Genomic DNA, 21028 nt, shown 5'->3' with positions numbered 1-21028 from the left:
AAGACAGTGAGGGGAGTCGTTCTTTAAGGAGAACAAAATATAGTAGGAAAGCGAAGATGAGATTTTCTCTCAGACACTGAAACTAAAAAAGAAATTAAGCAAGAAAAGACTTGTACTTCAGGCAACGAATGGTCGGATTTCGTAAACCAGATAAAACTATCCACTATGAAAAAAGAAGATATGAAATGGTATGGAGTAAAGCTTGTGTATGTGTTTACTATACAAGGCCTTCCTATTGTCGAATTGATAGACAAAAACTATATAGAAAATTATCGAGGATATGAAGAAAGCATTGTGATTATAAAAGCTCAGTCATTTGACGAAGCGTATGAATTAGCTGAAAAGGTAGCCAGAAAGAATGAATCAGACCATACGAATATATATGGACAAAGAGTAGAAAAAAGATATCTTGAGTCTTTGGATTGCTTCTGGATTTTTGAAGAAAGAATAAAGTCGGGTATGGAGGTATATTCCCAAATGATAGATTCTACTACTCAGGTAGAAACCGAGGATTTCCTGGACACTACTTTTCCTATGAACTCTTTGTCTGGTCAGCACTCTATGCTGCTGAATGTGGAGTTTAGTGGTAGAAAGGAGATAGTTGATAAATATACTAGTTTTGAGAAACATACTACCTCCGAAGATCCCCAATAGAAAAATAAGGCGTTACCTGAAAAGAAGTCAGAATGATCACTGTGCATGAAGAGCAATTTATGTGGAGAGCCTATAAGAAAATCAACTAGCTGGAAGAAGTAGCTCATTCTATCTGAGAATGTAATAGCAATTCAAAGTTTGATTTTGTTAACTTTGTAGAATGAGCAATGCAACGATAACCGAGCTTCCGGGATATATTACGGCAGATCTGCAACGGAAAGGATTTAAGGTTCACGAAATTTTAGAGACTGTAGATATCTCGCAATCCCATCGCAGACGGGATTATTACAAGATTGTGCTGGCAACAGGCAATATGACCATTTACTATGGGGATCAAGTTCTGGATATTAACGATACTTTCCTGTTTTTCAGTAATCCCCATATCCCTCATACGGTTGTGCATCATACAGAGCAGAAGAAGGGGTATGCCTGTATTTTTACGGAAGCGTTTATGGCTGGCAGGGATCGTGAAATCTTACAGAATTCCCCTTTGTTTCGGGTTGGCACAACGCCTCTCTTTTTCCTAACTAAAGACCAGACGGCCTTTCTGACAAGCATTTACCAAAAAATGCTTGCTGTACACAATAGTCCCTACGACTATAAAAATGAATTACTCAGAAACTGTATAGAACTGATCATTCACGAAGCGTTACAAATGCAGCCAGTGCCTAATGGACTAACACAACGAAATGCAGCGTCACGGATTGCCTGGCTATTTATGGAATTGCTCGAAAGGCAGTTTCCTATTGAAAGTCCCAAAGATCCGCTCCGCTTACGTACCGCTCAGGACTTTGCAGAATCGTTGTCTGTGCATATTAACTACCTCAATCGATTGGTGAAGGAAGTAACTGGCAAGCCTACTTCTGTACATATCGCCGAACGGATTGCCACAGAAGCTAAGGCGCTATTGCAACACAGCAACTGGAGTGTGGCAGACATCGCCTATGGACTGGGATTTGAGTATACTACTTATTTTAATAACTACTTCAAACGGGTAACAGGTGCTACGCCCAACTCTTTCCGGAAGAAAAAAGTTTGATTCTCATACTTTTTGGTTTGATTCTCTTTTAACAAAGACCCGCCAAACAGAGACCTTTGTATGTATAAATAATTGAAGAGGACGGTCACGAAGGCCACTCTGTTATACATTACATACGAAAACCATGAAAAAAGCATTGATTACCGGAGCCAATAAGAGTATTGGTTTTGAAGCTGCCCGTCAGTTATTACAACAAGGATATTATGTGTACCTGGGTAGCCGTAGTTTAGCAAATGGCCAGGAAGCTGTCGAGAAGCTGAAAGCCGAAGGATTACACGAAGTCGAAGCCATTCAGATAGATGTAAGTGATCCGGAATCCGTAAAGGCAGCCCGTGCCGCAGTGGGTGAAAAAACAGAGGTACTGGATGTGCTGATCAATAATGCAGGCATCAACGGAGGTCGGCCACAAAACGCTCTTACAGCAAGCCTGGAGCAATTTAAAGCAGTATATGATACCAATGTGTTTGGAGTAGTACTGGTAACTCAGGCATTTATAGATCTGTTGCAGAAGTCGCCTGAGCCTCGAATTGTGAATGTAACCTCAGGGATGGGTTCACTTACTCTTCACAATGATCCTACCTGGAAGTATTATCACAATAAGGGTGCAGTATATCACTCCTCAAAAGCGGCGCTGAACATGTATACGGTTGTGCTGGCATACGAACTACGTGATACAGCATTTAAAGTAAACATGGTTGATCCTGGCTTCACTGCTACTGATTTTAACCAACATCGGGGTACGGGTACGGTTGAGGAAGCAGGCAAACGTGTGGTAAAATACGCTGTCCTCGACGCCAACGGCCCAACCGGAAAGTTTGTTAGTGAAGAAAACAACCCTGAAACAGGAGAAATTCCGTGGTAAGCTTGGCTATTGGATGGTATTAATACATCCGTATAAGGCGGCTCTTTGAAGTAGAATACTCCGAAGAACCAACTCAGGAGAAACATTCTTTCTTTGTCCTCCAGAAAAGATCTTGTGACAAAACCGACGGCATTTGGATTAGAGAGTATTTTTTTCTCAGATACCAAACGCGTCACTATTTGTCACAAGGTTCTTTCAGAAGGACAGAAAGATAGTCTAGTCCTTAGGAGGGGGATAAAGCTTTTCCCGTCGTTGGTGTTATTCACCAACGAGTTGTTTCCCACCGTTCAGGTTGGTGATAATACCAACCTGGGGACATAATGGGAGGACTGGAAGAGAGAATAAGGCTCTTATTATACCTCCACACTACTTTCTCATGCTGTTTAACCCTTCCTCTATGGTTACAAATGTCTTGTAGCCAAGTTCTTGCCTTGCCCGTTTGTCGTTGGTGATAAACTCCAGGCCTAGTGTGTTCACAAGTCCTTTATAGAGAGGTGGATGGCCTTTCAGCCTGAAGGTTTTCCAGACAAATTCCATAACTGCTGCGATACGTTTTGCCGCTGCCAGAGAGACAGTTTTATCAGGAATGCTTACACCTTGTGTACCTACATAGCTTTGTATAAAGTCTTTGAAAACAGGAGTTTCTCCATCTGTCAGAAAATACGTTTTGCCACTTTGGTCTTTCTGATCTGCCAGCATCAAGGCGTGACATACATTGGTGACATGGCAGGTTACCAGGCGGTGATTGCCACCATTTATAAACTGCATTTGTCCTTTTTTTATAGCGTCTATAATGGCAGGCAATACATTAGGGTCGCCTTTGCCCCAGATCAAGGGTGGCCGGAGGGCTACAGTCTGAAAGTGGCGGGTGTTGGCTTGCAGAACCAGATTCTCGGCTTGCAGCTTGGTTCTTGAATAGCCGTCGATGATGTTATCAGAAACAAAACTCTCGTCTGCATGTACGATAGGCCGGCCATTCATGATAACAGAAGCGGCACTCAGATAGACAAATTTGTGCACACCTGCATTTTTAGCAGCTGACAACAACAGTTCTGTTGCCTCAACATGTAGTTTTCGTAGGTCTTTTTCTGAAGCGAAAAAGTCGACAGAGGCAGCCAGATGAAAGACCGTTTCACAGTCTTTCACTCCCTGTGCCAGTCGCTGAGCGTCGTTCAGATCACCTTTTATGGCAGTAGCACCTAGCTTTTCTACTTTTTGGATAGCCTGAGCCGAACGTGCCAGGGCTTTTACTGTATACCCTTGCTCTATGAGCATAGGAATAAGGTTTTGTCCCACAAAACCCGAACCTCCTGTTACAAATACCTGTTTCATATATCGATTGCGTAAGATTGCAATACAAAGATGCAGGCAACAGGAGGCACAAAACGTTTACAAAAGACAAGAAAGATCAGGCCTTCTCTAAAATTCGTTTCCGGATACGGCTCAGCGAAGTAGCGGTAATGCCCAGATAAGTAGCAAGCATATGCTGAGGTACCCTTTGCAGAATTTCAGGGTTTTGAGAGAGTAACTTTATATACCGTTCTTCCGGATTATCCAGAATAAATAGAGAAAGAGTCTGCTTAAACTGAATGAGTACACCTTCAAGTACCTTTCGTATGAACTCATTCATTAATGGTAATTGCTGATACAGCCTGTCCAGATCCGCTTTTTTCAGAACCAACAAGGTACAGGGTTCCAGGCACTCTATAATTTCTTCGCTTGGAATACCCATAACAATGCTATCGAATGCCCCTATAAACCCATTCTCTGTCATAATATAGGTAGTGATCTGTTCACCTTCTTTCACAAAATATTTCCGGATACAGCCTGTGAGAAGAAAATACAGTGCATCCGTTTGCTGATTATAAGAAACCAACTCTGTTTTTGCAGGGACCTGTGTAAGCGTCAGAGCAGACACAAGGAGATTTTTGTCTTGCTGGGTAAAGTTTACAAACCTGTCAGTATATCTAAAAAATGTGTCTGTCATGGGTAGGATACTGTCTGTATACAATGCAGTAAAGCTTAAATATACATAGGAAATGACAAGAAAGGCGAATTACCTAATACTACAAATTTTGGATTCGCCTATACTTTATTTCAATGGATACAGTGAGGTGGTAAAGTATGTTTTGAGAGGCATGTTTTGAGGAGGTTGAATCTGAAGTATTAAAAGCTGTTGTAAAATAATAAACAGATACTGGTTTTAAGTAACCATGCCTCAATTCACACTTCACACTAAAGGCAATACCGAATTTACTATGCGCTTAGAAATATAGTAAAACCCCGGTATCATTTATAATCTCCATCTTGTATTTTCCAGCCTTTACAGGATTGCTCAATTTACTGACAAGTTATATTGTAAGTAGTAGTAGTGATCCTGGTCTGGCCATTGGAGGTATATTTCTGAATCTTTTTGGTGGGATATCCCTGCTCATTGTATTCATACTCATATAGGTAGGACTCATACTCTTGTAGCGTATGAGTCGGATTACTATTATTATAATCGTTCTTATCATACGAAATCTGCTTGGTCATATTATGCACCTCTTCTCCGGATATGTTGGCAGGATGGCCTTTAGGAATAGGGTTTATCAGAGTTTCAATATCTTTCTTGGTATCATATTCATATACAGTGTAGGATTCAAGCAGATCAATATAATAGTTTTTAAGATTAATTAATTCTCCATCTGCATTATACTGATATACTATTTTATAGCCATCTTCCTTGGACTTAGACAACATACGACCTTTCTCATCTGTTTCCACCGTATAGTGGTAATTATAGTCACGTAACCCATCTCTTTGATAATACGCTAGGATTTCTGTTAGTTTTCTATCTGTATAACGATACAAAATTGAATCTTTATACCCAAGAACAGAGCCATCATTGGACAAGCTTTTTCCTTTCCATATCATAGATGTCATTTTACCATCTGTATTGTAATTGAATTCATTTGTATACTGATAAGAGGTTGATTCATATGTAGTATTGAATCTAGAAAGTTTACCTTGTATGTAAGTATATTTGACGATACCTTGACCAGGATTTGTACTCTCAGTAGTGGTTTTCTGTTCAGTTAAAAAACCTTCCGAATTATATATATTAGTTGTATAGATGATGATGCCTGAAGATATATTTTTTGTGCTGACCAGCAATCCTTGACTATTATATTCATAATGTATGGTAATCGTATCCCTGGAGTTGTCCGGGTAGAGCGTAATGGACTGGCTATCGGTTAATCTACAGGTTTTCTGAGGAGTGGGAGTTTCGTCATTGTCAGGTTTGCAGGCAGTAATCAATACGATTCCTGTTAACAGGAAAGGAAGTAATTGTTTAAACATAATGAAGTAGAAAGATGACAGAATTATTTTTACTAAGGAGCAAATATAAGTGGAAAGAAAACAAGCTCTTGGTGATGTTACTATTTTATTTGGTGACCTCTGGTTAGCTTAAAGAAATGAATAATTCAGAAGAGCAAAAGCCCGGCATTATTTATCAAACAAACCGTCCTGATACAAATAGTTACTTACTTTATAGGTTCAAAAACAGATTTACAAGTTCCCTGTTTACTTACTCATGAAAAAAATCCAGTTGAAACACTACCTGTTGGGAATAATCCTGATGCTGATCTCATTGTCTGCTTATTCGCAAAACTGGCATCTTGTAAGATTGGATAAAATAGGAACCCTTGAATTACCTGCCACCGAAACAGTCATGCGTACAGATACATTACAATATGTCTTTTGCCAGACTGAAAAAATGACGATTCGGATTGTGAATAGTACACTGCCTGGTAAGATAGAGCCAAATGTAGTAAAGATACCAGCAAAAAGAGCAAAAGAACTTCTGCAGGAATTTACGGAGCGTTATCTAAGAGGTGAAAACTATCAGATCTTATATCAGCTTGAAATAGATGTACAGAGTATGAAAGGAATGGATTTGGGATTCAAAGATCCTTCTGGAGAACTGATATATATGCGTATGCTTATTGTGAATAATCGTATCGTAATAATGGGGGTAAAAGCTAATAAGTCACATAAAGAAATAGCAGAGGTTAATAAAGATCGATTGTTTGAGTCCCTGACGTTATTTTAACAGAATACTCACCTGCTTATAGTGTAATTTGCAGGTGAAGAGATAAAGCACAAAACATTACTGCACTACATTATTGATACAGGCGTCACAGAGATAGTGACGCCTGTTTTAATATTTACTGCTTGTTACCCATTATCAGTTACAGGCTTGTTGTACATATTGCCGCATCCTGTCATCAGCCAGTTTAGGTTGATATCGTAGGTAATGTGCAAGCTAAACAGGAAAAAACAGCTGGGTAAAGTGTATCCTTTTTCCATTTGAGAAATATTGCTTTGTCCTAATCCCATGCGCTGCACAAATTCGCGTTGAGGCAGTTTAACAATCTCCGTGCGTATATAATGTATGCGTTGGCCTATCTTCTGTAAATTCATAGGTATTATCAGTTAAAGTGGTGAATTAGTAATAATGAGTTGAGTTATATTCAGGATGGCTGGTTGAATAGTATTTAGTTCAAACAATTGTAATGCGTTCATTTCAATGTATTATGGTGGCTGATGAGCCAGACTAAATTCTGGTTGGGTCAGATGGTTTTGCATAGAGTTATAGTTAAAATTTTTGTTGTGTATGATTGTGGCCAAGAATTTGTTTTGGGTTAAAGTATGCATACATATCTAAATCAGAGATAAAGTGTAGACCGTAGATTTTACTATTTCAAGCATAAGTTGAAGGTTGAACGATATGAGTATTTTGTACTATTAATGGTATGCACTGTATTTTGCTTATATTTTTTTAGTTCTTTTTAGTGCATCTACCGAACTAAAAAATGACCCAGAAAACACCACTTTTTTAGGTCATTTTAGTTTATTTCTGGCTCACCTGTTTTTTATCAAATATCATATAACAAACTATTTATCAATGCATTATCACGTATTTTTTGGTTCACTTTTTAGTGCATTTTTAGTTTGTTGATTAGTTTTTATTTTTTGGTTCACAGTTTCTCTCTCCTATAGGAGAGAGAAACTGTGAACCAAAAAAGTTGTCAGGGTATAGTAACAAGATGATAGATGGCTGCTTTTTTTCCACCACTAACTCTTACATATCCAAATTCAACAGCTTGAGCAATTAGACGTTTTACCTTACTTTCGTTTTCACCTGAGGCTTCCAGCATAAGTTTTTTAAACTCTACGGCTGGTATCTCAGTAGTCATTCGTTTGGTAAATATTTTTTCAATAAGCTGCTGTAGCTTAGGTGCATGATTAGGGTTAGGCTGAGAGGGAAGCATTATAGGGGCATCTATTGCTGTAAAGAAACGTCGCTCTTTATTCCAGGTAAAATATCTTTCAACTGAATCTGAGCTGTGAGAAAGTTTGCCTAAATCAAACTCAGATGTGAGCATTCGTAGTCCATTCATAGTGGGAACTTTCTTAAGCAGCAGAAATGCCCGGCTCCATCGATGCAGGAACGTCCCAAAGTGCCCGGCTGCTGTTTCACTGTTTTTGTTCGGATGCAAGGTGCAGATTGTAGCCAGGTTAAATTCGGCTGTTAGGGTACGTATCCAGCGGACAGCCTCAGGTGCTCCTTCTGGATCGTTCATGTTGGTGGTCAGGTCCAGACAGCCGTCCAGTATCAAATAGTCGTAAGGTTCTCCTTTATCAATAGCTTCCTGCAAAAACAGGCGAATGTCGTCGCGTCTTTCTTCCAGTGTTCCCAGTTCAATCTGGGAGCGAATCATCACATTGTAAAAATGGTTGTCCTTCAGCAGGTTTTCGTTCATGCCTGTTCGCCTGAAAATCCGGCCTACAGACTGGGCTACATCATCCGTGGATCGTTCAAAGTCAAATAGCACCATCCGGCTTTGTGGAGTAGCGGCTTCATAGTGAAAGCCAATCAGCGGATTGGGATACGGTGTATGCGTGATATGGGATACAAAACCCGCTACAATGTCTTCCACCAGGTTAGACTTACCTGCACCTGGGGCACCAATTACCGATAGTATTTCGCCTTTGCTAACCAGATCTACATCATTAATACGAATGGCAGGCTTACGGTTGCGAGCCTGATACGTGAAGTCAATATCTATACTCCGTTTACGCTCAGGTTTGGGTTGAGGCATAGAAAAATCTATCGGTCTCCCTTCTCTAAACTGATTGACCAGTTGATTAAATTCGTTACTGCTAGTATTATAATAGTTATTCATGGTGAGTTAAAAGTAGATTAGTAGTGTTTTTTCTGGCCCATAGGTATGTTGCAGAACTCTTTGAGCCTGATTGGTATTTGCCTGCAGTATGTCAGATTGGCTATGCCTCTATGTTCCGGATAACGTCCTGTTTTCCTTCGGTAATCCAGGCTTCCAGGTCAGTACGGCTGAAATACAACTTCTTGCCCCGCTTCATATAAGGGATGCGGTCTGCGGATACCAGATTGTAAATAGTAGATTGGGCTAGTCCTGTGATTTGCATCGCCAGTTCAATACCGCCCAGGTGTTTGATAACAGAAGGTTGCTGACTAGACTGAAGTTCAAGAACAAGAGCTTCCAAACGGATAAGCCGATTCTGAAGATCTTCAAATGGATTGTGCATGAATAAGTAGGTTTTGGTAAAAAGTAATTACACCAGAACCCATTATGAGGACAACCAGAGACAATACAGTTGAAAGATAGAAAGCAGAATGTATGCGGAGTAAATGTGCCAGCTCCCGTTTGTCTTTTCGACGAAAAAGCAGTTATGGATATTTACTTTTACTTACTTTTTGCTAAATTTGTAAAGCCTCGTTGCAAGTAGCTCAATAGATCTTATAAAGAAGATTCTGTATACTAAAGGCAACATAAGGTACTCTCATCTGCATTGTCTCTGATAAAAATAAAGCAGCCTTTCTGCAAAACAGAAGGTTGATTCTAAGTCCAACTGTAGTTCCGTCGCCAAACTTCGCTACACTGGCTCATGCTAGGAGTCTCTCATAAAGGGATTCCTTTTTTATTATATAAACATTTTGGTTTTTATGCTGTACCTGATAGCCCGTGGTGGCTGTGTAAGACTGGTATGTGAAAAATATGATTTGAGATGAATAAGGGCAAACTCAAAACCTGACGCGATAACTTTTAAAATCATGTAAATAAAAGTATTTAGTAACATTTTTCTAAGAATACCTGACTCCCTAAAAAACAGATAGGTAGGAGAGTATGTAAAAGTTTTTGCTTTTTTGAGCAACTTTGAGCTACTTTTTACTTTTCAAAAATAAAAAAAATAAGCTTTCCATACAAAGGTTATTTTGCCTGCATATACTATAACTTTTACCAGTACTCCTGGGTATTTTATGGAACTTACACCTTATTATATTTAGAGACTTTGTATTTTACTGAGAACCAGAATACTAGTCAGATACTCACAAAAGATGATCGTATTTTCCTTGCTACAGATATGGAGGGTGACGGAAAATATTTTTTTTATAGCACACCAATAAGTATACAGGTAGTGTAAGTAGTGGCCAGAGAAGGGAAAGTTTAAAATTTGGCTCCAGTGAATTTAAAGCCTCTCAGAGCCTCTATAAACCAAAATCACCTGCCAGTTCGACAAATGACTTTACCTTATGTCTTTTAGTGGCTCTAATGCGCTCTAAAAGCAAAATCAATTTTTGCCTGACTTTTTTAGAAATTCTATTTCTTACATTCTGAAACATGCTCTCTATGTGAAGAAATGTTCCGACAAATGAAGTTACCGGGCTTTCGGATAAAAAAATACAACTAATGACAAAGATTACTAAACATCTCAAAGTATGTGCTTGAGTATAAAAAAGGCTTGCCAGCAGTTTTTTTAGGTATCTTCATCTAAAAGTCTACTTTGTTGAAAGTAATAATTGAATTGAATACTACTAATTCATATATGTATAGTAACAATCAAAAAAAATGATTTATATGAAAATATTTTCACTTCACCTTGCTTTTTTTGCAATAAAGTCTGCCAATAGAACGCTGCAGGCATAAATGAACTTCTGCCTCTTATCAACCGACCTTCTGAAAGGATCGTTTTTTCTCTTCTATCTTCCCACCTTGTGTCCTCTTAGAAAGAATCTGTTTATTCTTCCCTTCGTCAAAGGAGCTACCCCTTTCTGTCCAACTGGAAACAATCCTCCCTCCGTATAAAAAAGCCCCCACCTCGTTGTCCTTCTGAAAGAAACTTTTGACAAATAGAGCTATGTCTGGTTTGTGAGTGAATTTATTCTCCAGTCGGAAAAGCCGCCGGTCTTGTCACAAGATTCTTTCAGAAGGACAATAAAGAAATATGAAAAAAAGAAATACACTCCCTTACCTTGACAGCATTGAGCGGACGCTGCTTTCAATATGGGCACGGGTGGACACCCGCGCCATAAAACTTTCTTTATTTTTAGAAAGATATGGGACACGATATGACTAGTGGTTATCCTGGTTTTGGTAGAAACCACGTTGGGGAAACTCGAAATGGTTGTCTGTTAAACCTAGACATTGCCTAAGGAAACAGGGCGACCGCCGTCGCCCCTACATTTCTCACTGTTTGTTTACAAATCTATTCCCTGACGAAACTGGGCATGCCTTTACACATGGCCAACCAGGCACAATCAATGAATGGTATCTTGTTCAAAACAAATAGACGTTCCAGTACACAGCACACCTATACTGCAACTTCCTTATGTGACTTCAGGTGAGCCAGAATTACATCAAATACTTCAGTGGGCTGAATATGTGACTGTCCAAGCAAGTCCTTGTTTTTGGTCATAATCAGCGGATACTCTTTCCTGGAATCGGGCATTCTGCCATGAGAGCCTTTTACCAGTGTAGGATCCAGTGGGATGATATCCATCAACATCCGGAAGCCTAGCTTCTTTTTCAAGACTTTAAAAGCCACCTTAGGCAGAAGGAATTTAATCTTAGGGTCTGCATGCAACTCTACAGGGTCAAAGCCAGGCTTTTTGTGAATCGCTACCAGACGTGCAAAATCAGGTGCTTTGGCATCGTCAAACCAGTAATAATAGCCAAACCAGGAGCGGGCATCTGCTATAGCTATTATTTCTCCTGCACGCGAGTGTGCCAGATGAAGTTGTTCCCGTTCTTTTCCTGCATATACCTTATCTACACCCGGAACAGCTTCGATCAACTTTTTAATCCTCGGAATATCGGCCTCATTCTTAACATAAATGTGAGCAATCTGGTGATCTGCTACAGCAAACGCATCACTGGCACCTGCATCCAGAAGTTCCAGTCCACGTTCTTCCCGAATGGCCAGCAATCCTTCTTTCCGAAGCACTCTGTTCAACATAATAGGACGGTCAACCTGAGTAATGCCATATTCCGAAAGTAAAATCACCTGTGCGCCCTTGCTTTCATAATACTCTACCAGCTGTTTGCACACCTTATCTATTTCCTGTAGATCTGTAGCAATTCTCGGATCTTCAGGGCCTATCCGTTGCAGGTTATAATCCAGATGAGGCAGGTAAATCAGGGTAAGCGTGGGATTATATTTCTGATCCACCTCAATAGAGGCATCCGCCAGCCATTGGGTAGATTTTATATTCGTATTGGGCCCCCAGTAAGTGAACAAGGGAAATGTACCAAATTTAGCTTGCAGGTAATCCCGCAAGTCGGCAGGTTGTGTATAGCAATCCGGAAACTTGCGGCCATCTTCCAGGTATTGAGGTCTGGGTGTCACGGAGTAGTCTACCGAAGAGTACATGTTAAACCACCAACCCATATTGGCACAGGTAAATGTAGGATCAAGCTCTTTGGCTACTTCCCATATCTTGGGAGCTTCAACCAGTTTATTGGACTGATGCCAGTTACGCACTTCGCATACGTCCCGGTAATACCAGCCATTGGCTACAATACCATGTTCATCAGGCCATTTGCCTGTATAATAAGTAGCATGTGCGGTACAGGTAACGGCTGGCATTACTGGTTGCACCGTTGCCTGACTGGCTTTTAATGACCACTCTTTAAGAAAAGGAGTATTTTCTCCGATTAGTCCGGTGGTTAAACCTACTACATCAATAACAACTGTTTTCTTCATGAAAGTCTGTTTTTAAATGACAAAGACGCCTGACATTCCCCTCATTCTACTAAGCTGCTAATTTATGTTATATTTCTCAAACCAACTTTTACTTTGTATGGGATCATTTACTTAAATCGTAAGGAATAGAAAGCAGCATCCATCAATTCTGCAAAACCTTCTTTTGTATCAGACAGATAAAATATGTACGCATCGGCATAATTTTCTTTATGTAATGCAACAACCATACAGTATTTATAACTCTGTCCAAACTCTTTGCCAACTTCCACGAAGGCAGTAGCTCCCCAGTCTGCATTAAATTCCTGCCTCACTGCTACTGAGTCAAACTGTGCTATATCTGGAAGTTGTCCACCTGAAATATTCAGGATAGTTACCTGTAGTAAAGAAGAATATAGTGTGTTTGGGTCAAGCATGATGTCACCTGGTTTTTTCTTTTTTTGCCAGGCTGTATAATCTTCCAGTAAATAGTCAAGAGGTCTGATAGCATACCGCACTTCAAAATTCTTATGAGTATACTTAACGGCATACTCATAATTCATTTGTCGGTTAGCAATAGTAGGAGTTTCCTGTACCCCGCCCGGTTTCTGAAAAATCATGTTAGCTCTGGTGAGCAACTGTGAGAATGCCCTAAATGGAGAATTCTGAGTAAAAGCTGTCTGAAAAGAGAATAAAAAACCGATAAGCAATACGTATAGGTCATGTATCAGGATGGAAATAGGATAACGATAGAAGATAGAGTAAAATGAAAGCTAAATAAATTTCGGAAAACTCTATGAATCCAAGATAACTTTGCTCAAAATAGTTGGATAGCAACCTCCAAACGAGCATTTGCTTTCTGAAAAAACATATAAATTGCACGCTTACAATGTGACCTAACTACTCATGAAACCAGCAGATGGATGGCCAATATGGAAAACCATCCAACTAGGAATCAATCAGGATACTGCACAGGAAATAATTGACAGTGATCCCTACAATCATGATGGACGATATATCGAAAAAGCCTCCCAACAAAGGTTTTAGATTGATCCTGATGCCAGTGTGGTAATCAAAAAGCCTGAATTTACACTAAGTGACACGATCAAAGATATACAGCTAGCCATAGTTACACTGAGTGCTCTCGGATTACAGGATGGTTGTCGCTATGCTGATATTTTTGCAGCAGCAGAAAAAGCAAGGCTCTCCCTTTGTCCGACAGAAACAGGTCTCCAGCTACGGTTACAATACATGGACCAACCCTATGAGGAAACGCTTGTGATTGCCATGCAGCCTATTGAGGACGAAGACGGGCTACCCTCTGTGTTTACAGTACATCACTGAGATTGGGGCATCGGACTGGGTATTGCCTGTTGTGGCAGAAGCAATATAGAAGATGACTGGCATGCGGATAGCGATTGGGTATTTGTGGTTTCAGAGTAAGGCGACAACCCATTCTAACTCCTTAGCGGCAAATTGGTATTCGTAAAACTGTCAGATCTTTTTTTCTGGATTCATTACAAGAAAAACTAATTCAGCGGTTGGATGAGACTAGTGAAAATTTCCATTAATGGATCTAGATAACTATTCTTTCCTTAGCTTGTGATTTAGCCAAGCTCTCAATTAACAACACAGATAAAGTTCCTATATATAAGAGACTATTCTTAGGCTTACACTAAATATCTTTATTCTATATTACAGTTAAATAATCTAAAATTACATTTTCCTCACTACTGATTTAAAGATACTCATTTGCCCTTTCTTGTTAAGAACACAATATATGGTAACGTATCGTTCCGGGCTTATCCGAGGTGTGTCGTTTTGTTGTTCTGCAGGAGAATTCTTTGATTTATTATCAATAAAATAAACAAAATTAAACCGCAACGTATCTACATCCTCATCATAATAACCTAGATAAAATTTACTACTCATACCAGGTTTGACCTTTTTGAACTCTACACCATAATGATAATCTATCATTATACTTTCATAAGGATCATAGCTATGGATTGCTTTAGTAGTATGATATTCGAAAGCACGAAGGGCAATTGTCGAGTCTCGTCCAGGAATAACAATATCCTGAGAAGATCCATTGCTCATAGTTAAAAAACAAAATTTGTTTAACTTTTTTATATTTCCTAAAAGCTTTACTCCAGAAGAAGGTTTAGCTAAGGGAATATCATTTTTTTCAGGTACTTCTATACTGTAACGAATACTATCGAACTTTACTAAAGAGGTATCCTCTTTTACAACTTGAGTTTGTTGAGTAGTATCAGCACTCTTTTCTTTTTGTCTAGAGGAGCAACTCAGAAAAAGACAAAAAAACAGGATGTTTATTGATTTCATTCTAAAACTATACACTATTTAATTATTTTTAACAATCTACATCTTTCCTTGATATTCCCATCCAAATTCAAAAAAATGAAGTGGTACCAACACCTAAAAGTGGGCAGGTAGGTTGTTCCCGCAAGAAAGGCAAACGACTAGTTACCTTGGCACGGGTGAGTATACTATAGTTCAAAATGCTAAAGTGCGTTGAATTTATTGCAAATAACAGGCTGGAAGGCCATTCACATTGTCTCTCTTGAGAAAAGTTTTTGCATAGAGCTAACCGCAAAATTGCTGCTGAGTGGAATTCACCGCAGAAATTTTTCATGCGTAAAATGTAGTTCAAGCATTTCTGCTGAATGAAATTACACGCAAGATGAATTTATTTCAAAGAATGTAGGGGCGACTGGCGGTCGCCCTGATTCCCACAGGTAATGTCTAGGTTTATCAGACAATCGTTTCACAACATCCCAGACAGGGTTTGCACCGACCAGGGCGACCAGCCAGTCTTATCGTGTCCCATATCTTTTCTAGAAATAAAGAAAATTTCTGGCGCAAGCGTCCGCTTGTGCCCATTTTGAGAGCAGCGTCCGCTACGTTGGTGGGTAAAACCTTGTTTGGGTACTATCACAAACCTGAACAAGGCTCAATTTGCCCCAACGCAACGGACGTTGCTTTCAATATAGGTCCGAACGGACGTTCGAACCAGCGTCTTTCTTTTTAAAACCTTCATTTCCAGAATAGATATGGGACACGATAAGGGCTTGCCCCTGCCCAGTCTGACCAGGTGCCATCCGGGTCTATATCCGAATATACCGATGGGAACGGTCGGGCAGGGGCAAGCCCTGCCCCTACAGTCTCTGCGGTGATTGGCACCTACAAATCATTGGTGTATAAAGAATGTTTGGCAATCTTCAAATCCAGAAACGAAACTATGGGCAAATTATGGCAGCGCAACTACCATGAACACATCATCCGCAATGCTCCTTCTCACCAGAAGATTGCCGAGTACATCATCAACAATCTATTACTATGGCAACAGGATATATTATTTGCTTTATAAGCTAGTCTCATTCCTCCCGTTCAACCATCTATACAACCTTCCGTCCTCAGAATTTCCGGTTCCGCAGACAAAAAACGGCATTCAGGAACATTCATTTTATTGAGCAACGATAGTAGCAGAAATTTGTAATGAGAAAAAATCTGTGGCAATATCTGTCATTTAGAAAGGTAAATCATTTCTTTTCATAAAGTAAAAAATCACCTTTGCTATAAGTTGTTTTTTACCAAAGAGCTATCATGGCCTATCGTTTAAATACAAAGCAGAAATGGCAGTTGGCTATCAGCCTGATGGTGATATACTATCCCATTTTTCTGTATATGTACCTTCCCATTTTTGGTGGCGACTGGCAGGGTATCAAGGCCTCTATTCCCTTTCTTGTTGTTGACGCATTTGCTATCCTGTTCTTTTACTTTATCTGGATGGGCGTCACAGAGTGGATATTGCATCAACTGGCCGAGCGCTTTGGAGAAGGATTTCTGCTGGAATTTAAATTTCCGGCCCAACTGGTTACTGTAGTTCTTTCGCTGGTGCTGGCGGTTAGCTTTGTAATGGTTTATCGACGGGTTGTGGGGCTGATGGACTTTGGCCTGCAGTACTTTACGGGAAAACACTTGTTTCAGCAGCCTCCTTCTTATATGACTCAGCGACTATGGTCTTTTGTGGATCGGTCCAGCATTGGCTATTTTCTGATGCTGATGCTATCCAGCTTTTACCTGATTGCCAACCGACGCGCCAATCAGCGAATGAAAGAGATTTACGGGAAGGCAGAACGCTTTGAAAAGGAGAATATACAGGCACAGTTTTCTGCTCTGAAAAATCAGGTAAACCCCCATTTTCTCTTCAATAGCCTCAGTATCTTATCCTCTTTGGTGCAGGTAGATGCAGAGCTGTCAGAAAAGTTTATTGACCAACTGTCCAGAGCCTATCGGTATATACTCGAACAAAAAGACAATGAGCAGGTCTCACTTAAGACGGAACTGGAATTTATTCAGTCTTATGTCTTTTTGCTCAAGATCCGGTTTGAGGATAAGTTTAATGTGGTGATTCAGGTGCCTGAGACATACTGGAACCAATACAGGATTGCGCCTTTGACATTGCAGCTGCTTGTAGAAAATGCTGTCAAACATAACCGTATGTCATCTGAGAAGCCACTACAGGTGTATATCCGGGCAGAGAATACGAATCTTATTGTAAAAAATAAAATCCAGCTTCGTACACAGTCCGATATCTCAACCGGTGTTGGGTTGCAGAATATTATCAACCGCTACCACCTGCTCACCGACAGACAGGTCTGGGTTGGTGAATCAGACGGAGCTTTCATTGTTAAAATTCCCCTACTTTCATGAAAGTACTTATTATAGAAGATGAAAATCTGACTGCCCGCCGACTGGAATCTTTACTCCTTAAGTATGATCCCAGTATTGAAGTTCTTGCCAAAATACCTTCTGTTGCTAAGGCTGTGCAATGGTTCCGGGAAAATCCTTCTCCAGATCTGGTGTTTATGGACATCCATCTCGACGATGATCTGGGCTTCCGTATCTTTGAACAGGTACAGCTACTGGTTCCTATTATCTTTACAACAGCTTATGACGAATACATGATACAGGCATTTAAGGTAAACAGCATTGATTACCTGTTAAAGCCTGTGAATTATGAGGAACTCGTGGCAGCCTTAAACAAATATCAGCTGTTGAAAAAACAGGCTCAGGCAGCCACTCCTGATCTGACCACCTTGCTCAACCTGCTTGGCAAACCCAAAGAAACAGACTACAAAGACCGTTTTATGGTTACTGTCGGGACAAAAATCCGTAGCATAGAGACTTCCGAAATTGCCTATTTCTTTCTGGAAGAAAAAGTTGCCTTTCTGGTTACTCAGGATGGTTTACATTTACCCGTAGATTATAGTCTGGATAAGCTAACACAGATACTCAATCCCCGGCAGTTTTTCCGTATCAGCCGTCAATACCTTGTGTCTCTGTCTGCAATTGAAACTATTCATACCTATTCGAGCAGCAAACTAAAGCTGGATCTGAAACCCAAGGCTCGCCATGAGGTATTCGTCAGCGGAGACCGGATAACTGATTTTAAGGAATGGCTGGGCAAATAAGTGAGATAATCGACAGACATTCAACAGGGAAAATCAGGGACTCATCCTACTAAAACAGGCACTCCGCAAGGTTGATTTTACCAGCAGAAAGAGGAGAAGTAATTTTGGCATATCTAATCTCCTAAGACTATGCGAAAATTACTTCTCCTCTTCACTTTTACTATCTGCCTGACAACTGCTTTTGCTCAGACAGCTTCTGCTCCAAAAGGGAACGGTAAGATCACAGGTGTGATTCTTGACTCTACCAATCGCCAGGCCGTTTCGTTTGCCAGTGTATCCCTTCTCAATCCGGCTACAAACAAACCTGTCGACGGAGTTGTCAGCGATGATAAAGGAAAGTTTACCCTTTCTAAAATAGCGGATGGGAAATATACTCTCTCCATATTTTTCGTTGGTTACCAGACTAAGGTTGTTCCAGGCATCACCATCAGTGATAAAAATGACAATATAGATCTGGGTACGATTGTGGTAAGCCCCAGTGTACAGTTGCTGAAGGAAGTGACCGTAGAGGCACAACGTAATATCATTGAGGAGAAAGTAGACCGCACGGTGTATAATGCTGAAAACGACGCTACCAATAAAGGAGGAGATGCCACCGATGTACTACGCAAAGTACCTATGCTGTCAGTAGATCTGGATGGAAACGTTTCATTGCGTGGTAGTCAGAATATCAAAGTATTAATCAACAACCGTCCTTCGACCATTACTGCCGGAAGTGTAGCCGATGCCTTGAAGCAAATTCCTTCGGATCTGATCAAATCAGTAGAAGTGATTACCTCTCCATCTGCCAAATACGATGCTGAAGGTTCAGGTGGTATCATCAATATTATTACCAAGAAAAATACACTTAGTGGTTTCTCCCTGAATACAGATGCCAGTGCAGGTACCAGAGGTAGCAACCTGGGTCTGCGGGGTAGCTACCGCAAAGGAAAAATGGGCTTCTCTCTGGGTGGATTTGGACGTTACGGATACAATGTAAACGGAAACTTTAACAGTACTCAGCAAACCTACGTAAATGGAGAGCCAAACTACCTGACAAAACAAAGTGCATACAACCGTAACAACTTCCTGTTTGGACATTACAACCTGGGTTGGGACTATGATATCAACGATAATAACTTCCTGAGTGCCTCTGTCCAGTATGGAGCCCGTAACCGGGACACCTATCAGGACGGATTATCGAGTCAGACTTTCGCAGCAGATACATTAAACAGTAGCAGTCTGCGGGATGTACACACCAAAGACTTATCTGGTACGGTGGATGTGAACCTGAACTTTACCCATAACTTTAAAAAGCCTCAACAGGAGTTTAGTATATTAACTCAGTATAGCCGTAATAACCAAACCAACGATTTTGTCAGTTCACTTCTTTCAGAAAGTGATGCAATTGAAAGCAGACGCAAAAACCTGAACAAAAGTTATAATGAGGAAATAACCATTCAGCTGGATTACCAGAATCCAATTGGAAAAAGCCAAATGCTGGAAGTAGGTGCCAAAGAGATCATCCGTAAAGTAACCAGTGACTATCAGTATCTCACAGCAACAGGAGCAACTGGTGCTTATGTTCTCAGCACTGACAATACATTGACTAACGTGTTTAGCTACAACCAGAAAATTACTTCAGGATATCTTTCCTATACGTATAATCTGCCTAAGAACTATAGCCTGAAAGCAGGTGCACGATATGAGTATACCACCATTGATGCAGCTATGCGCGCAGAGACAGAGGCTATCTCTATTCCATCGTATGGAGTATTGGTACCTAGCCTTAATTTGTCCAAAAAGCTTAAAAACGGAAATATGGTCAAAGCGGCCTATAACCGTCGCATTCAACGGCCTTCTTTACAATTTTTAAATCCTAATGTACAGTCTTCCAATCAGTTAAATATAACCGTAGGAAATCCTGATCTGAAGCCAGAGTATACAAACAACTTTGAGTTGTCTTATAGTACAAACATTAAAAGTACTTCGCTGAATTTTTCTACATTTATGCGAAATACTAATAATGTAATTGGCCCGTTAAGAAGTGCAAAGGGTGATACTATTATAACAACATACCAGAACGTAGGGACAGAAAATGCATATGGTTTTAGTGTGTTTGTCAATATTAATCTGTCAAACAGATTATCACTAAATGGTGGAACAGATACATACTATAGTTCACTAAACAATGGAACGTATAATAATCAGGGGTGGGTATATAACATTCGGGGATTTGGAAACTATACGCTAGGCAAAGGTTGGGGAATACAAGCTTTTGGATTCTACAGAGGACGTCAGGTGCAGTTACAAGGGTTTCAAAGCGGATTTGGTATCTATAGTCTGAGTATAAAGAAAGATTTTGCCAACAAAAGAGGCAGTATCGGATTTGGAGCTGAAAACTTTCTTACACCTGCCAACAGAATGCGTGTTAACCTGACTTCGGCAGATTTAGTGCAGTCCAGTGTAACAGAAATGCACAATATGAGTTTTAAAGTAAATGTCAGCTATCGGTTTGGAAAGATAAGTGCCAATGATGCTCCCCGCAGAAGTCGTAAGTCCATTAACAATGACGACCTGAAAGAAGGTGGAGATAACACTGGTGGTGCACAACAGCAAGGTGGTGGAGCCCCTCAGGGACAAGGCGGAGGTGCGCCTCTAGGACCGGGAGCAGGACCAGGAGGAGCAGGTAAACCATCCAATCAGTTGAAAGTGCCAGCTTTGCCTCAGCAAAAAACAGATTCAACCATGCAGAAAAAACCGTTGCCTGTATTGGAGCAAAAACAATAAGACAGCTAAGCGGTTTATATATAGTGTAGTAGGCTCAAAAGATATTCATATAGACTTTTAAAATTTATATAACCCGCTTCAAAATAAATTAAACTCTAGGCCCTGAAAATAGTCTATTCATTATCGATGTCGTTATGGACAAGCTATTTCAGGCCTTTA

20 protein-coding genes are annotated in these 21028 nt (G+C 40.2%); 10 read left to right on the top strand and 10 right to left on the bottom strand.

Annotation, left to right across the window (positions count from 1 at the left end; genetic code table 11):
* Positions 1-165 precede the first annotated feature (165 nt).
* From QNI22_RS25360 to QNI22_RS25350, 3 genes are all read left to right on the top strand, one after another.
* Positions 166-654, top strand: a complete 489-nt coding sequence (locus QNI22_RS25360) for a DUF4288 domain-containing protein (RefSeq protein ID WP_314514908.1) — start codon at positions 166-168, stop codon at positions 652-654.
* A gap of 160 nt (positions 655-814) precedes the next feature.
* A complete protein-coding gene (locus QNI22_RS25355) occupies positions 815-1693 on the top strand; it encodes a helix-turn-helix domain-containing protein (RefSeq protein WP_314514906.1) in 879 nt (292 codons plus the stop codon).
* Between the two features lie 124 nt (positions 1694-1817).
* Positions 1818-2555, top strand: a complete 738-nt coding sequence (locus QNI22_RS25350) for an SDR family oxidoreductase (protein ID WP_314514905.1) — start codon at positions 1818-1820, stop codon at positions 2553-2555.
* A gap of 366 nt (positions 2556-2921) precedes the next feature.
* Here the strand turns inward: QNI22_RS25350 and QNI22_RS25345 are convergent, their stop codons facing one another.
* From QNI22_RS25345 to QNI22_RS25335, 3 genes are all read right to left on the bottom strand, one after another.
* Positions 2922-3887: an NAD-dependent epimerase/dehydratase family protein gene (locus QNI22_RS25345; RefSeq protein WP_314514903.1), complete on the bottom strand. Its 966-nt coding sequence runs from the start codon at positions 3885-3887 to the stop codon at positions 2922-2924.
* A 76-nt stretch (positions 3888-3963) separates the two neighbouring features.
* Positions 3964-4542 (bottom strand): Crp/Fnr family transcriptional regulator, encoded by a 579-nt coding sequence (locus QNI22_RS25340; protein WP_314514901.1) that lies wholly within the window; start codon positions 4540-4542, stop codon positions 3964-3966.
* Positions 4543-4895: 353 nt separating this feature from the next.
* The gene (locus QNI22_RS25335; RefSeq protein ID WP_314514899.1) at positions 4896-5897 is read right to left on the bottom strand and encodes a hypothetical protein; all 1002 of its coding nucleotides are present in this window, start codon (positions 5895-5897) and stop codon (positions 4896-4898) included.
* A gap of 235 nt (positions 5898-6132) precedes the next feature.
* Between QNI22_RS25335 and QNI22_RS25330 the strand changes: the two genes are divergently transcribed.
* Positions 6133-6651, top strand: coding sequence for a hypothetical protein (locus tag QNI22_RS25330; protein ID WP_314514898.1), 519 nt, complete (start codon positions 6133-6135; stop codon positions 6649-6651).
* A gap of 125 nt (positions 6652-6776) precedes the next feature.
* On the opposite strand, the gene QNI22_RS25325 is transcribed toward QNI22_RS25330, so the two are convergent.
* From QNI22_RS25325 to QNI22_RS25305, 5 genes are all read right to left on the bottom strand, one after another.
* Positions 6777-7022, bottom strand: a complete 246-nt coding sequence (locus QNI22_RS25325) for a helix-turn-helix domain-containing protein (protein WP_313976797.1) — start codon at positions 7020-7022, stop codon at positions 6777-6779.
* Positions 7023-7630: 608 nt separating this feature from the next.
* Positions 7631-8788: an AAA family ATPase gene (locus QNI22_RS25320; RefSeq protein WP_314514894.1), complete on the bottom strand. Its 1158-nt coding sequence runs from the start codon at positions 8786-8788 to the stop codon at positions 7631-7633.
* Between the two features lie 100 nt (positions 8789-8888).
* Positions 8889-9170 carry a helix-turn-helix domain-containing protein gene (locus QNI22_RS25315; RefSeq protein WP_314514892.1) on the bottom strand — a complete coding sequence of 94 codons (282 nt, stop codon included), beginning with the start codon at positions 9168-9170 and terminating at the stop codon, positions 8889-8891.
* Positions 9171-11234: 2064 nt separating this feature from the next.
* Entirely contained in the window at positions 11235-12626 is a 1392-nt protein-coding gene (locus tag QNI22_RS25310; RefSeq protein ID WP_314514891.1) for an alkaline phosphatase family protein, read from the bottom strand.
* Positions 12627-12733: 107 nt separating this feature from the next.
* Positions 12734-13222 carry a hypothetical protein gene (locus tag QNI22_RS25305; RefSeq protein ID WP_314514888.1) on the bottom strand — a complete coding sequence of 163 codons (489 nt, stop codon included), beginning with the start codon at positions 13220-13222 and terminating at the stop codon, positions 12734-12736.
* 286 nt (positions 13223-13508) lie between these two features.
* Between QNI22_RS25305 and QNI22_RS25300 the strand changes: the two genes are divergently transcribed.
* Both QNI22_RS25300 and QNI22_RS25295 read left to right on the top strand, forming a co-directional pair.
* Positions 13509-13649 carry a hypothetical protein gene (locus QNI22_RS25300; RefSeq protein ID WP_314514885.1) on the top strand — a complete coding sequence of 47 codons (141 nt, stop codon included), beginning with the start codon at positions 13509-13511 and terminating at the stop codon, positions 13647-13649.
* A gap of 18 nt (positions 13650-13667) precedes the next feature.
* The gene (locus QNI22_RS25295; RefSeq protein WP_314514882.1) at positions 13668-13946 is read left to right on the top strand and encodes a hypothetical protein; all 279 of its coding nucleotides are present in this window, start codon (positions 13668-13670) and stop codon (positions 13944-13946) included.
* A 372-nt stretch (positions 13947-14318) separates the two neighbouring features.
* On the opposite strand, the gene QNI22_RS25290 is transcribed toward QNI22_RS25295, so the two are convergent.
* On the bottom strand, positions 14319-14948 hold the full coding sequence (locus QNI22_RS25290; RefSeq protein WP_314514880.1) for a hypothetical protein: 630 nt from the start codon (positions 14946-14948) through the stop codon (positions 14319-14321).
* A 711-nt stretch (positions 14949-15659) separates the two neighbouring features.
* A complete protein-coding gene (locus tag QNI22_RS25285) occupies positions 15660-15806 on the bottom strand; it encodes a hypothetical protein (RefSeq protein WP_313977453.1) in 147 nt (48 codons plus the stop codon).
* 58 nt (positions 15807-15864) lie between these two features.
* On the opposite strand from QNI22_RS25285, the gene QNI22_RS25280 reads away from it, so the two are divergent.
* From QNI22_RS25280 to QNI22_RS25265, 4 genes are all read left to right on the top strand, one after another.
* Entirely contained in the window at positions 15865-15993 is a 129-nt protein-coding gene (locus QNI22_RS25280) for a hypothetical protein (protein WP_336620947.1), read from the top strand.
* A 236-nt stretch (positions 15994-16229) separates the two neighbouring features.
* The gene (locus tag QNI22_RS25275) at positions 16230-17339 is read left to right on the top strand and encodes a sensor histidine kinase (RefSeq protein ID WP_314514876.1); all 1110 of its coding nucleotides are present in this window, start codon (positions 16230-16232) and stop codon (positions 17337-17339) included.
* Positions 17336-18100: a LytR/AlgR family response regulator transcription factor gene (locus QNI22_RS25270; RefSeq protein WP_314032019.1), complete on the top strand. Its 765-nt coding sequence runs from the start codon at positions 17336-17338 to the stop codon at positions 18098-18100. Before QNI22_RS25275 ends, QNI22_RS25270 begins: the two co-directional genes overlap by 4 nt.
* A 129-nt stretch (positions 18101-18229) precedes the next feature.
* Positions 18230-20869 (top strand): TonB-dependent receptor, encoded by a 2640-nt coding sequence (locus QNI22_RS25265; protein ID WP_314514874.1) that lies wholly within the window; start codon positions 18230-18232, stop codon positions 20867-20869.
* Positions 20870-21028 lie beyond the last annotated feature (159 nt).

It is taken from the genome of Xanthocytophaga agilis (assembly GCF_030068605.1).
GTDB classification, from domain to species: Bacteria; Bacteroidota; Bacteroidia; order Cytophagales; family 172606-1; genus Xanthocytophaga; species Xanthocytophaga agilis.
Note: the sequence above shows the minus strand (reverse complement) of the source record. Positions and strands in the feature narration are given on the sequence as shown.